The organism is Wolbachia endosymbiont (group A) of Alloplasta piceator (assembly GCF_964028505.1).
Lineage (GTDB): Bacteria > Pseudomonadota > Alphaproteobacteria > Rickettsiales > Anaplasmataceae > Wolbachia > Wolbachia pipientis.
On sequence record NZ_OZ034793.1, the window covers coordinates 952,396 to 966,735 of the forward strand.

A 14,340-nucleotide genomic window follows, 5' to 3' on the forward strand; every position below is an offset into this window, starting at 1 on the left:
AGATTAAATTAATCTCTACCATAAAACTTGTCAAACATCTAAAAACTAAATTGATCTTTTATATATTATAACCTAATAAATAATATGTCAACGCCTTTTTGCACAAAACATTTACTTATATTATCAACAACAATATACTAGCAATCCTAAACAGTATAATCTGAGAAATATGTGGTAAACTTATATATACAGTAAAAATTGATAAAAAAGATATTTTGTAAGATAAAATGTGTTAAAATCAATTGCCTAAAAATGATAATAAACATTCGGAGTATTTCTAACGTATGAAAAGTAATCTCTCTTTTATAAAAAACGTTGCTTTAAATTGTATGTCTAAGCTCATTGGCGTATTAAATATTAAGAAAGTAAAACACTTCATTGTGAATAAATATAATACTCTTCATAAAGAAATGACAGTGCTTCTTAAAAAATCTAAGAACCTGTTAAACACCAACATTGAAATCGGTTTATATCACTTTTATAAAGGTAGCATATCAGATGCAAAGTTACGATTTTGGTTAATTAGCATATTTTACCCCCATTTACCTATAGTCTGGTATAACATCGGAAGGTGTCATTTTGCGGTAGGGAATACTAACAAAGCTTATAATTATTTAACAAGGGCACTAAAATTAGATAATGACCACGAGGAGGCGTCTTACTATATAAAAAAAATGACAAACTCAGCGCCTATTACAGAATTGCCAAAAAACCTCATAAGACAATATTGTGATTACACAGGTGAATATTTTGTTGAGCATTGGTTGATTGCCAAACAATATAGAGGGCATGAACTTGTACACATGATAATTACAAAAATCTTCAACAACTCCACTTCTGAGCTCAATATACTCGACCTTGGTTGTGGAACTGGAATATGTGGTCATTTCTTGAAAATAAATAGTATTGGAAACCATATAACAGGAATTGACATTTCAAGTAGAATGCTAAATATCGCAAGAGGATGCTTTATAAAAGGTAAGCCTGTTTACAATGAATTAATACATATGGAAATGAAAGAGTTTCTTAAACAAGAGAAAAACCAGCAGTATGATGTAATTATCTTTGCTGAAGTGCTACATTATCTACATGACTTTCAAGAAGAATTGGAATTAGCAAAAAGATCTACGAGCAAAAAAGGGGTTATTGTATGTTTAATAAGAAGAAAGGAAGGTGAAGGTATTGACTTTGTAAATAAAGGAGACTATTTTCGTCACTCAGAAAGTTATGTTCAACATGTTGCAAAAGAAATAAATATGCAAATAAGTTATATGAGTTACTGTAAAATATATGGCAGTCAGGTTGACGGTATCTTGTTTGCATTACAGCATCAACAAGAAAGTCCGAAAAACCTAACTTAAAAATCGCTCAAAATGACTTTTAAGTATCTATATATAATAAAAGAATAAAAGGAACTTTATGAATAACATTACCATTAATTACGCAAAGGACAGCAAATTAACCGACTTTGGAAAAGCAGTTCTATCAGACAGGTATTTAATAGAAAATGAAAGTTATCAAGACCTCTTTGCACGTATTGCTAATTACTATTCTGATAATAAAGAACATGCGCAGCGTCTTTATGACTACATGAGCAACTTGTGGTTCATGCCTTCAACACCAATACTCAGCAATGGTGGCACTAAGAGAGGGTTACCTATCTCTTGCTTTCTTAATGAAACCGAAGACAGCTTGCAGGGAATAGTTGATCTATGGAACGAAAATGTTTGGCTTGCTGCACGTGGAGGAGGCATAGGTAGTTATTGGGGAAATTTACGCTCAATAGGCGAAAGCGTAAAGGGTAGCGGCAAAACATCAGGAATTGTTCCATTTATTGTAGTGCAAAATGCTCTAACGCTTGCAATTAGTCAGGGATCCCTAAGGCGAGGAAGTTCAGCAGTCTACCTTCCTGTATCTCATCCGGAGATAGAAGAGTTTCTAGATTTACGCAAGCCAACAGGCGGTGACCCAAATCGCAAAGCGTTAAATATACATCATGCTGTAATAGTAACAGATAAATTTATGCAGGCTGTTGAGAATGATCAAGAATGGAATTTAATAAGCCCTCACAACAATAAGGTTATTTCAACTGTAAAAGCGCGGGATATATGGATCAAAATATTAACAGCAAGAGTTGAAACTGGAGAACCTTACATTATTTTCCTTGATGCAACAAATAACAATAAGCCAGAATCTTACAAAAAGCTCAACTTAGACATCAAGATGTCAAATCTATGCAGTGAAATAACTTTAACCACAGGTTATGATCACCTGAATAAGTCACGCACTGCTGTGTGTTGTCTATCATCCGTAAACCTTGAGTACTACGAAGAATGGAAAGACAATAAACTCTTCATAGAAGATATAATGCGCTTTCTTGATAATGTATTGGAAGATTTCATAAATAAAGCACCGAATGAAATGCAGCGAGCAAAATATTCTGCAGCCAGAGAACGCAGTATTGGTCTTGGTGTGATGGGCTTTCATTCATTTTTACAAAGCAAAATGGTTCCTTTTGAATCAGTAACAGCACAACAATGGAATAAAAAAATATTTAAGTATTTACGCGAGCAAGCAGATATAGTTTCTAAAAAATTAGCAGAAGAAAAGGGAGCATGTCCTGATGCCAAAGAAGTTGATCTAATGGAAAGGTTTACACACAAACTCGCTATTGCTCCTACTGCCTCGATCTCCATTATTGCAGGTAATACCTCCCCTGGAATAGAACCATACGCAGCAAACGTATTCATACAAAAGACACTTACAGGCTCATTTGTAGTGCGAAATAAATTCTTGCAAAAACTATTAGCAGAAAAAAATCAAGACAATGATAAAATACGGTCTTCAATTTCAACAAACGAGGGTTCCGTTCAGCATTTAGATTTTCTTAGTGAGCATGAAAAATTGACATTTAAAACAGCGTACGAGCTTGACCAAAGATGGATTATAGAACATGCAAGTAATAGAACTTCGTATATTTGTCAATCTCAATCAGTAAATCTGTTCTTACCTGCCAACGTACATAAACGTTACTTGCACAAAATACACATGCTTGCTTGGAAAAAAGGATTGAAGAGCTTATATTACTGCAGATCACAATCAATGCAGAGAGCCGATAAGGTCTCGCATGACATATTCAAAAAAAGTGAAATATTGCAACAAAAAACAGATATTGACTACGATGAATGTCTGTCATGCCAATAGCGGCCTTACTCAGAAAAAGTAGAGAGAAAGTTAAGCAAATGGGTAAATAGACTTCTTGCATAACCATATAACGCACTTTTATTGGGAATAGAAACGAAAAAACTTTCTTGACAAACTCCGCCAGCCCTCTTATCATAAAATTGAAGCTATTTATTTATCTTCTCTGTACAGATTAAATGACAAAAAAACTCACGTATCTGGCGTCTCATGTTTAATTTTTTGCACTATGTGCACCTTATGTCTTTATCAAACTTCTACCTACATAAGCTGAAACGCGCTTATAAAGCGTTTAAAACATAAAAAAACGCCAACTTAAAAAATGGATAGTGAATAACTAGCTACCCTAGGGTTTCTTTTGCCTTTTTTTCTGTTTAGTAAATTTCTTAAACATTTATAGCTAAGGTTAGTTGCATTTAAAAGCAGCTGAGTCGCGGTTATTAAGCGTTTAGAATAAAAAAACGCCATACTTGAAAGTATAATGTAAGTAATTAGCCAACTACGGGGCTTCTTTTGCCTTTTTTTTCATTTGGTAAATTTCTTAAACATTTATGGCTAAACGACAATCGTCATCCCGCTACTTGTTAGCGGGATCTATTGCCAAGATACCGCGAATGAATCGCGGTATGACGGTTCTCGGTGGCATGACGATAAAGTTTATACCTCGTCATCCCGCTGCTTGTTAGCGGGATCTCTTGTTAGCGGCTGAGATACCGCGAATGAATCGCGGTATGACGGTTCGCGGTGGTATGACGGTTCGTGGCAGCATGAAGATAATCCCGCTACTTGTTAGCGGCTGAGATACTGCGGCGGTATGACGTAGATTGCTGTCATTCCGCTACTAGTTAGCGCCGCAGCGGTATGGTGTAGGAAAATTAGCTATATAGCTAACTTGTACCACGCGTTAAAGCTTTTAAACAGGTCTTGGTTTACTTACTCCATTATTTTCTTTATTATCAGATATCATTTTAAATAATATGGAGGAGCAAATTGTCAGCAATTGCCATTATTGATTTTGGTTCACAGTTTACACAGCTTATCGCAAGACAAGTAAGAGGAATGGGTGTTTATTGTGAGATATTTCCAAGCAACATCAGTTTTGAAACAATATCAAAATTCAATGGGTTTATTCTCTCTGGAGGACCACAATCTGTAAATGATGATTGTTCTGAAACAAGTAGAGTAGTACATGAAATTATAAAACTTAATGAGGCAACAAGCGTTCCTATACTTGGAATATGCTATGGACAGCAACTCATTTGTCATTATTTTGGAGCAAAAGTAAAAGAGAGTTTCAAACAGGAGTTTGGTAGAACTAAAATCAAGATACTAAAAGAATCCCCCATTGTAAAGGATACCTGGGATGTTAATTCTGAAGTGGATGTATTAATGAACCATGCGGACAGTGTTGATACTATACCACAGGGATTTACTGTTATCGCATCAGGTGTGATAAATCAAACAATTGCAATGATTGTCAACGAACAGCGGAAGATTTACTGTACTCAGTTCCATCCTGAGGTTAAGCCCACAACAAATGGCAGTAAATTGCTCTCTAACTTCTTGGATATTGCAAATTGCAAAAGAGACTGGACAATGAAGTCGTTTATTGAGGAGCAAAAGGAAAAAATCAAAAATGTAGTAGGAGAGAAAAAAGTAATCGCTGCAGTAAGTGGTGGGGTTGATTCAAGCGTTGCAGCGGCTCTCACACATAAAGCTATAGGAAAACAATTGAACTGTATTTTTATCGATACTGGGTTGTTACGCAAGAACCAAACCATCGCTATGTTGAAAGAGATTCCGATAAATTACGTTGATAAATCAAATTTATTTTTGAGTAGGTTGAAGGGAATAACTGATCCAGAAGAAAAGCGAAAAATTATCGGTAACACTTTTATTGAAGTGTTTGAAGAAGAAGCAAAAAAAATAGGTGATGTGGATTTTTTGATGCAAGGTACCATCTACTCTGATGTAGTTGAGTCAGGGCATGCCTCAAACAACACTAGTACAATTAAGTCTCACCATAATGTTGGTGGGTTGCCAGAAAAGATGAACCTGAAGCTAGTGGAGCCTTTACGCTACCTCTTTAAAGATGAGGTAAGGCTACTTGGAAAAGAAATTGGGCTTTCAGATGAGATAATATTTCAACATCCATTTCCTGGACCTGGACTTGCAGTGAGGATTATAAGTGAAGTCGATGAAGAAAAGGTGCGAATATTGCAAGAAGTAGATGAAATATATATTAATACGATGAAAAATTACGATCTATATGATAAGATATGGCAAGCTTTTGCTGTATTATTACCAATAAAAACTGTAGGCGTTATGGGAGATGGTCGTACGTATGGATATGTTTGTGCTTTAAGGGCTGTAACATCATCTGATGGTATGACAGCCGATGCATTTCCATTTGAAGATAAGGATCAACACTTGCTAGTATTTTGGGATTTTTTACGCAATGTCGGCAGTATAATTGTTAATAATGTTCCCGGAGTAAATAGAGTTGTTTATGATATCACTTCTAAACCACCCGCAACTATTGAGTGGGAGTAAATCAAAAAGATCCCGCTGCTTGTTAGCTGGATCTAGAGATACCGCGAATGAATCGCGGTATGACGGTTCGCGGCAACATGACGATAACCTCGTCATCCCGCTACGCGTTAGCGGGATCTAGAGATACCGCGAATGAATCGCGGTATGACAGTTCGCGGCAACATGACGATAACCTCGTCATCCCGCTGCTTGTTAGCGGCTGAGATACCGCGAATGAATCGCGGTATGACGGTTAATTTTCTTTATTTTGCTTATAATTTCCACAAGCAGTGCAAACATAAATGAAGAATACAAATATCCTTTTGGTAATTCTATATGAAATCCATGAAGTATGAGGTACACACCGACAAATAAAATAAATAAAATGGCGATTATTTTTAACCCTGGGTTAGATTTGATTAACTGGGCGGTATAACTTGATAAAAACAGCATTGCTAGCATGGAAAATGTAAATGCTGTAGCAATTATTACCATGTTATAAGTTAGTGCTATAGCAGTTAATATCGAATCAACCGAAAAAACTAAATCTATTAATATAATTTGTAGCACAACTAAAAAAAATTTTGATTTAACGTTTGCTTTCTTTTTATTTTTCTTACATACAAAGATGTCATCCCGTAACTCCATAGAGCTCTTAACAATAAGGAATAATCCCCCTGCGATCATAAGTAAATCCCTTGCTGATGCAGTGTGAAATATAGGTTTTTGCATTGATAATATAGATGATGTAAAAAATAGTATTACAAAACGCATTAATAGTGCTAATCCAAGGCCCATAAGGCGCACTCTTTCTCTCAGCGCATTTGGTACCTTATCTATTGCTAGAGAAATAAAGATTAAATTGTCTACACTAAGTATAGTTTCAAGTAGTGTAAGTGTCAGTAAAGTCCAAGCATCAGTTAGCATTTTTGTTTCAAATTCGGTTCTTCTTACTCTACAATAGATGTGTAAAAATTAAGTGACTTCACTCAGAAGTTTTATAGCAGTTCTCCAGAAAAACAGGATATATAAAGTTCAGCAGCTTCTTCTATTTTCGTTTTTGAGCAAAATCAATAATAAGAGAGTTTCTTATTTTCATGCACGCAAATAAGATAAAGCCTTATTTTCATTTTTGACTTTATTTGAAAATAATATATACTATAAAAATAGTGTGCTCGGTTGAATGAATGTATATTAAAGGATCACCATCAGGCAAAGTATTCGCTGGTTATCAGGCATTTATACCAAGCCCCTTGCCACCAAAATTTGAATGGGACAATGATTTAGTTAATAGTCTTTAAACCCTTACTTTACTATAAGGAAAGTGGTTGAAAACTTAGGTGTCGTATTTACAACAGCCCAAAGAGCAATCGTAAAGCTTGAAGATTTAGGCATCGTTTCACAAACTTCTCAAGGAAAGAGAGATCGGGTTTATTGTGCAACTGATATTTTGAATATTCTAGAAGAACCAACTAAGATTACAGAGAACTTCGATAGCACATTGTAGCTATTGTGATGAATAAATTCAGCAAACAGCAAGCTTAAAGAGTCTGATCCAATGGACATGCTGAACAAAAAGTAAGGAGCTCCTTTTGGAGGATTATATTAACTTATTAATTAATTGCTTGACTTTTAGCAGGATTTATTATATTATTTACTAATGAGTAATGCAATCAAACCAAGGAGGATAGCATGATAAATAATTTGGATTCAATAATTCTTGGAATAAAAGATGGTGAAAAGGCGATTGAAGATTTAAGGGTTGTTCTTAAAAAAAGAAAAGAAGAAGTTATTACTACACAGACATTTAATTACGCTTTACGATGCCCAAAAACTACAAAGGAAGCGATAGTACACGAAATTCTGCTTCATTTTATACAAAATCCTGGCGAGCAATCACTAGAACAAGTGATACAATGCTTAGATAGAGCAATACAATCTGGGATATATGCAAAAAACAACCCAATAAGAAATCTAGATGAAGAATTTCGTACTCATATAAACTTTAAAGATGAAGAGGGAAATACATTACTACATCATGCAGTTATAGGTAATAAAACTGAAGAAATAACCACCCTTCTTGTTACATATAGTGCAAATCCTTTGATACAAAACGCGGATAATAAAATTCCTTCAGATTTAGCTCAAGGAAAAACAAAAGAAGTGCTTATTAAAAGTATGAAAAAACAAGCTCATACGAAAAAAGAAAGCGCTATGATAGGCAGTTTAGTGCCTGGCGTAATAATTGGTGGTTTTCTTGGTGTTGTACTTGGAGCTGGTGTGTATGTTGCAGTAAGTCTTTCTGGTGGTATGATACTAGGTGTAATGATAGCATCTGTTCTTGTTGCTAGTATAGCTGTTGGACTGGCCATGTATTTTTTGAGTCAAGACTATGAACAGGCTAAAGCGATAGAAAAAACTATTAGCACTGTTAGCTCTGTTAGCTCTGAAATATCTGTTGGTGCTGCAAATGGTAAAAATGATAAAGAAGGGCAACAACTTATATAGAAAAAGCTATAGTATTTTTCAAACTAAATAATAAACCTTGTAATTAGGATATTCTGGATTCCAGCGTCACGTGCTGGAATGACAACTGCGTTTTTTGTTTTTTTGTCATCAAATACTCCTACTCTTTATGTCATCCAAGTGTCCTGACTACTTGGATCCAAGAAATTTAATTGTTTTAAATTTTTCCCTCTATACACCTATTTAAATTTTATATTATCCACATGTACAATATAATCTATAATAACGTTTATCAATACAATATATTAAAAAATATTATGAGCTTCGTAAAAGAAAAAAACACCCCTGTGATGGAGCAGTATTTGAACCTGAAAGCTCAATACAAGGATCATCTGCTATTTTATAGGCTAGGAGATTTTTATGAGTTGTTTTTCGATGATGCTATTAAAGCTGCGAAATTGCTGAATATAGTGCTCACTAAGAGAGGTAATTCGTGTGGGCAAGAAATACCAATGTGTGGAGTGCCAGCACACAGTAGTGAATCTTACCTACACAAGCTAATAGATTTAGGATTCAAAGTAGTAATCTGTGACCAATTAGAAACTGCTGATGAAGCAAAAAAGAGGGGCTATAAATCCATAGTAAAACGTGATGTAGTGCGAGTTGTAACTCCAGGTACAATTATAGAAGATTCACTACTGGAGGATAAAAGCAATAATTATCTCGCGTCCATAGTTGAACAAAATGACGAATATGCTATTAGTTGGCTTGAATTATCGACGGGAAAATTTTTTCACACTTTAACGAGTTTGAAAGCTCTAGATAGTGATTTATTGCGTATATCACCAAGAGAATTATTAATTTCTGAAAAATTCACTGAGGATGAAAAAATTAGATCGGTTTTAAAAAATTATAAAATATCAATTACGCAACACGCACAGAGCTTTTTTGAGTATAGTAAATCTCACAGAACGTTATGCGAGTTTTATAAAATCAGGGAACTTGGGAGTATAGGAAATTTCAGCAAAGTAGAAATCATGGCGTGTGGTGCACTGCTTGAATATGTCAGAGTAACGCAAAGGGGCTCCATTCCAAGGCTTGAATTCCCAAAAACCTATAAGCAACAAAATTTCATGCTTATTGATGCTTCAGCAAGGAGAAATCTTGAGTTGTTTTCAACTCAATTTGGTGAAAAGAAAGGTTCACTAATTTCAGTTATTGATCATACAGTTACAGCTTCTGGTGGACGCCTGCTCAAACAAATGCTCGCTTCACCCCTTGCTTGTTCTAAGGCGATTAACCTAAGGCTCAGTACCGCTCAATTTTTTGTAAATAATCATGATTCACGCAAAAAAATACGAGAGATATTATCTAACATTCCGGATATTGAAAGGTCTTTATCGCGCTTAATACTAGGGCGTGGTTCACCAAAGGATATGAACCTATTAAAAATAGGCCTAGGAAAAACTTTAGAGTTGTCTGAGTTCTTATGTAAAATTGAATCAGGTGAAAATGGATCTCTCCCACAACAATATGTCATCCAAACTGAGATCCAGCCAGCGTCACGCGCTGGAATAACAGTAAAATCAGACGAGAGTGAACTAAGCACAATACATAAAAGCCTTGGCAATCATAAAGACCTATTTGAACTGTTAAATAGTGCTATACTCGATAATAACCTCAGTTCCGTGAAAGAAGGAGGATTTATTCACTCAAAATACAACTCAGAATTATCTGAGTTATCCTACATATTAAATAATAGTAATAAACTAATAACCAAACTCCGTGAATCTTATCGCGACCTAACTGGCATTGCCGCACTCAAAATATTACACAACAACATACTTGGTTATTACGTTGAAGTGTCGGCAAATCACAAAATAACTTCGGATATATTTATTCATAGGCAAAGCTTAGCAAATAGCATGCGCTACACTACTAATGAATTGAAAGAACTAGAAAATAAAATTCTTACGGCACGTGATGCTGCAATCGGCTTAGAAATGAAAATTTTTAGTGAACTGTGTAGTGAAGTTGCTAAAGAGTCTGAAAAAATTGCTCTTGCTGCAAATGCTTTGGCAAAACTTGATATTAGAACCGCATTTGCAGAGCTTGCAGTGCAAAATAATTACGTAAAACCCATTATTGATGACAGCAAAGAGTTCAATATCTGTAGCGGAAGACATCCAGTGGTTGAAGTTAACGATAAATTCATTGCAAATAGCATCAATTTAGCTGGTATACATCTAATTACTGGTCCTAATATGGCTGGAAAAAGCACTTTCTTGAGGCAAAACGCTCTCATTGCAATTTTAGCTCACATGGGGTCATTTGTGCCAGCAGAGAGTGCACATATTGGAGTGATTGACAAGATATTCAGCAGGGTTGGCGCAACGGATAATATAACAGCTGGTTATTCTACCTTCATGGTAGAGATGATCGAAACAGCAACGATAGTAAATCAGGCAACGGACCGTTCCTTGGTGATACTTGATGAAATTGGTAGGGGCACAGGGGTGTATGATGGATTATCTATTGCACAGGCGGTGATTGAACATATTCACAATGTAAATAAGTGCCGCGCCATTTTTGCAACTCATTATCATGAATTAACTAAAGTAAGCAAATACTTGAAGAACGTGAAATGTTTTTGTGTAAAAATAAGAGAGTGGAACGGAGAGGTTATTTTTCTACATGAAGTCATTGAAGGCATTGCAGATGAGTCATATGGAATACATGTAGCAAAACTTGCTGGTTTTCCTGATTCTGTTTTAAATAGAGCAAGTGAAGTGTTTGAGGAGCTGAAGGCTTGAATCATTATTATAAGTGAAGAATTACCTATACAATCGTGGTGGTAGCTATAGAAACGAAAAACTTACTTGACACCCTTCGCCAGCGCCCTTATCATGATAGTGGAGCTATTGTATTTGCTTTCGCCAATCTGCAGATTAAAAGGTAAGGATTACTTAATGTATCGGCGTCTTATGTTCAATTTTTTGCAGTATATAGATACTGTATGTCTTTACAAAACTTCATCTACATCTAGATTTTTATCTAAATAAGCTGAACGCGCTTATAAAGCGTTACAAGACATCAAAAAATGCCAATACTCGACAGAGATAGTAAAAGACTAGCTAACTCGGGGATTCTTTGTCTTTTTTTCTGCTTAGTAAATTTCTTAAACATTTGCAGCGTAAGTTAGTTGCAATTAAAAGCAGCTTAATCTTGCTTGTCAAGCGTTTAAAACATAAAAAACGCCAATATTTTAAAGCGGATAATAACCCCAGGGCTTCTTTTGCCTTTTTTTCCGTTTGGTAAATTTCTTAATGTTTATAGCTAAACGACAATCGTCATCCCGCAGCGGGATCTAGAGATACCGCGGCGTTATGACAGTTCGCGGCGGTATGACGTAGAGTGCTGTCATTCCAGTGCTTGGCACTGGAATCCGGCCTTTATTATGCAGCCACTTGGTTGAAATTAAGTCTTCTAGATCCCAGTGTCAGCTACTTGGATGACAGGAGAAGGAAGCACTGGGATTGGGATGGAAAAGGCTATTTGTGTGATGCCAATGAGTGATAGAAAGTTCTGCAAGAAGTCATTAATTGCAAAAATTTAATATAAGTGGTAAAGTAGAACCACTGAATAAAAAACATATGTTAATTAATACAACGTCGGAGCTGGAGGACATATGTGAGGGGTTGATAGCAAAAAAGCCAAAATTTATAGCAGTTGACACGGAGTTCATTAGAAATAATTTAATCTACTACCCAAAATTATCGTTAATTCAAATTTCTTACGGAGAGAAGAGTTTTATTGTAGACGCATTAGTGCCAGAAATTGATTTATCATTCATTAAGAAAATAATGCTAAATCAGGGGATAACCAAAGTGTTTCATAGCTGCCGGCAGGATATAGAATCCTTACTCACTGTGTTTAAATGTATTCCCACTCCCATTTTTGATACCCAAGTTGCTGCTATGTTTTGTCATTATTATCATGACTTTATTGGTTACTCAAAAGTAGTGGAGCAATATCAAGGAATAGCACTGGATAAAATTAAAGCTAAAAATTCAGATTGGTTAAGGCGTCCGTTGTCCGAAGATCAGTTAGATTATGCAGTAAACGACGTGGTACACCTATATGACCTATACCAAATATTGTGCAATAAACTTGAAGAAAATAATAGGATGGGTTGGTTTCAAGAAGAGATGGAATCAATAGTTGATATAAATAAGTATTTACATAGCCCAAAAGATGCATGGAAGAGGATTAAATTTAATTATGAAGTAAATCCAAGATTGATACTAACTGTTAAAGCAGTTAGTGAGTGGCAAGAAACCTTAGCACAGCGCTATAATATGAACCGTAATAAAATAATCAATAATGCTGTAATAGCTGATTTTATTGAAAAAAATGTAGAGCATGTTGATGAGATTTTAGATGATCTCAAGAGGAATACAAAAAATATAAAAGATGCGGATTTACTAGAGTTTGTGAATATTTTTAATGAAAATGAGAGAAATTGGATGCAGCAAAACAACACCTTATCGAGTAATTATGATAAATCTGTACTTGATATACTCTCAATTATTTTAGATAGTAAATGTAAAGAAAGTAACATATCAAGGAAATTAGTTTCTTCAAAAGATGAGTTAACCGGGTCAATATCTGGACAGACAGATAAATTATTCAAGGGATGGAGATATGATTTTTTTGGCAGGTCAGTTGAATCATTTTTGAACACAAGCTCAAAATTTGAGATTTCAGCAGTGAAATCCGCAAATAATATAACCAAAATTCAGAGTAATTTAGTGGAGAATAACTGTTGCTAAAGTAACTTAGATTTATCGACAATCGTCATCCCGCTACGTGTTAGCGGCTAAGAGATACCGCGGCGGTATGACGGTTAAGTAGGGTGTCATCCCAGTGCCTTGACTACTTCGATCCAGGAAAATTGATTGTAAACGAGCAAACATTTTCGATAAAATTACCAAAAAGCTAGATCCCAGACTGGGATGACACCACCTACAAATTGCAATGTTCGTATAGTTATGTGCTTGACACTGGGATCTAGAAAATCTAGTTAATATATATAGAGAAACCTTAGCTATAGTTTCAAAAGAAGTCGAATGTATTTTGTTATATGATTATAAGTCTAACAGGCGGAATTGGGGTAGGAAAGAGCTTTGTAGCTAATTGCTTTCAAGAGTTTGGTGCTGTTGTATTTGATGCTGATTCTGTTGTACACCAACTTTATAAAGTGGATAAAAGCATAATAAGTTATGCAGAGAAAAATTTTCCTGGAGTGGTAGTAAATGGTGAAATAGATAGAACAGTACTGTCTAAATATTTCTTAGCCTACGATGAAAATTGGAAACAATTTCAATCTTTGGTTCACTCTGCTGTGCTGCGTGAATTAGAATTTTTTATTGCCAAGGAAAAAAAGATCGATAGAAAACTTTTAGTTTTAGATGTGCCACTTCTATTAGAAACAAAATTTTATTTATATTGCGACCTTATTGTTTTTGTTCATGCAGATAGCGTTGTGCAAGCTCAAAGACTTAACGAACGCAACATAGATAAAGAAAAGCTTAATCTAATCTCCGATGTTCAGTTATCTATTGAGGAGAAAAGGAAGATGAGTGACTTTATTATCGATACCAGTGTAAGCAAAGAGTATGTTTTTTCTCAAGTAAAAGATATAGTGGATTCATTAAACCTAAACACGTAGCTCTACGTCATACCGCCGCGGTATCTCTAGATCCCGCTAACAAGCAGCGGGATGACGGTTGTCAGGATCCCAGCAGCCTCCCTCCCCTGTCATCCAAGTAGCCCCCTATGGTGTCATCCCAGTGCCCAGACACTGGGATCCAGGAAAATTGATTGTGCACTATAGCAACATTTTTGATCAAAAACTGGATTCCAGTGGGCTTTGTTGCATCGCTACTTATGAAAGGCTAACTATAGTTAGGATTATAAGCAACCTATTGAAAATCTTGTTTTTTTGCAATCAATCTGATCAAATTTAAGAATAGTAATTTGTTATTTATATTAATAAATTTAATTCTATTGAAAATAGCTAAAGCATTGAAATTCTTGAATTTTAGCCAGATTAGTGAGTGGTAGTGAAATTTCTTTTAC

General features: G+C 35.3%; 9 protein-coding genes. 8 read left to right on the forward strand and 1 reads right to left on the reverse strand.

The annotated features are described in order from the left end of the window. Positions 1 to 284 precede the first annotated feature (284 nt). The 3 genes from ABWU31_RS04650 to guaA all read left to right on the forward strand — a co-directional run bounded on the left by ABWU31_RS04650 (position 285) and on the right by guaA (position 5,754). Positions 285 to 1,361 carry a methyltransferase domain-containing protein gene (locus ABWU31_RS04650; protein ID WP_353271119.1) on the forward strand — a complete coding sequence of 359 codons (1,077 nt, stop codon included), beginning with the start codon at positions 285 to 287 and terminating at the stop codon, positions 1,359 to 1,361. 58 nt (positions 1,362 to 1,419) lie between these two features. Next, complete coding sequence (locus tag ABWU31_RS04655; protein ID WP_353271120.1) at positions 1,420 to 3,204, forward strand: ribonucleoside-diphosphate reductase subunit alpha; 1,785 nt, start codon at positions 1,420 to 1,422, stop codon at positions 3,202 to 3,204. A gap of 987 nt (positions 3,205 to 4,191) precedes the next feature. Continuing rightward, complete coding sequence (guaA, locus tag ABWU31_RS04660; RefSeq protein ID WP_264339311.1) at positions 4,192 to 5,754, forward strand: glutamine-hydrolyzing GMP synthase; 1,563 nt, start codon at positions 4,192 to 4,194, stop codon at positions 5,752 to 5,754. Positions 5,755 to 5,946: 192 nt separating this feature from the next. Here guaA and ABWU31_RS04665 read toward each other — a convergent pair whose 3' ends face one another. After that, positions 5,947 to 6,660 carry a TerC family protein gene (locus ABWU31_RS04665; protein WP_338482741.1) on the reverse strand — a complete coding sequence of 238 codons (714 nt, stop codon included), beginning with the start codon at positions 6,658 to 6,660 and terminating at the stop codon, positions 5,947 to 5,949. A 397-nt stretch (positions 6,661 to 7,057) separates the two neighbouring features. Between ABWU31_RS04665 and ABWU31_RS04670 the strand changes: the two genes are divergently transcribed. The 5 genes from ABWU31_RS04670 to coaE all read left to right on the forward strand — a co-directional run bounded on the left by ABWU31_RS04670 (position 7,058) and on the right by coaE (position 13,930). Next, positions 7,058 to 7,240, forward strand: a complete 183-nt coding sequence (locus ABWU31_RS04670) for a hypothetical protein (protein ID WP_006279522.1) — start codon at positions 7,058 to 7,060, stop codon at positions 7,238 to 7,240. A gap of 185 nt (positions 7,241 to 7,425) precedes the next feature. Beyond that, positions 7,426 to 8,241, forward strand: coding sequence for an ankyrin repeat domain-containing protein (locus ABWU31_RS04675; protein ID WP_077188556.1), 816 nt, complete (start codon positions 7,426 to 7,428; stop codon positions 8,239 to 8,241). Positions 8,242 to 8,516: 275 nt separating this feature from the next. After that, entirely contained in the window at positions 8,517 to 11,012 is a 2,496-nt protein-coding gene (gene mutS, locus ABWU31_RS04680; RefSeq protein ID WP_353271121.1) for a DNA mismatch repair protein MutS, read from the forward strand. An 840-nt stretch (positions 11,013 to 11,852) separates the two neighbouring features. Beyond that, positions 11,853 to 13,031, forward strand: coding sequence for a ribonuclease D (locus ABWU31_RS04685; protein WP_006279667.1), 1,179 nt, complete (start codon positions 11,853 to 11,855; stop codon positions 13,029 to 13,031). 311 nt (positions 13,032 to 13,342) lie between these two features. Next, positions 13,343 to 13,930 (forward strand): dephospho-CoA kinase, encoded by a 588-nt coding sequence (coaE, locus tag ABWU31_RS04690; protein WP_006280338.1) that lies wholly within the window; start codon positions 13,343 to 13,345, stop codon positions 13,928 to 13,930. The last annotated feature ends 410 nt before the right edge of the window (positions 13,931 to 14,340 follow it).

Coding starts and splice junctions, on each gene's coding strand:
- ABWU31_RS04655 (WP_353271120.1), top strand. CDS start 1,420: ATGAATAACATTACCATTAATTACGCAAAGGACAGCAAATTAACCGAC.
- ABWU31_RS04650 (WP_353271119.1), top strand. CDS start 285: ATGAAAAGTAATCTCTCTTTTATAAAAAACGTTGCTTTAAATTGTATG.
- ABWU31_RS04675 (WP_077188556.1), top strand. CDS start 7,426: ATGATAAATAATTTGGATTCAATAATTCTTGGAATAAAAGATGGTGAA.
- coaE (WP_006280338.1), top strand. CDS start 13,343: ATGATTATAAGTCTAACAGGCGGAATTGGGGTAGGAAAGAGCTTTGTA.
- ABWU31_RS04665 (WP_338482741.1), bottom strand. CDS start 6,660: ATGCTAACTGATGCTTGGACTTTACTGACACTTACACTACTTGAAACT.
- ABWU31_RS04685 (WP_006279667.1), top strand. CDS start 11,853: ATGTTAATTAATACAACGTCGGAGCTGGAGGACATATGTGAGGGGTTG.
- mutS (WP_353271121.1), top strand. CDS start 8,517: ATGAGCTTCGTAAAAGAAAAAAACACCCCTGTGATGGAGCAGTATTTG.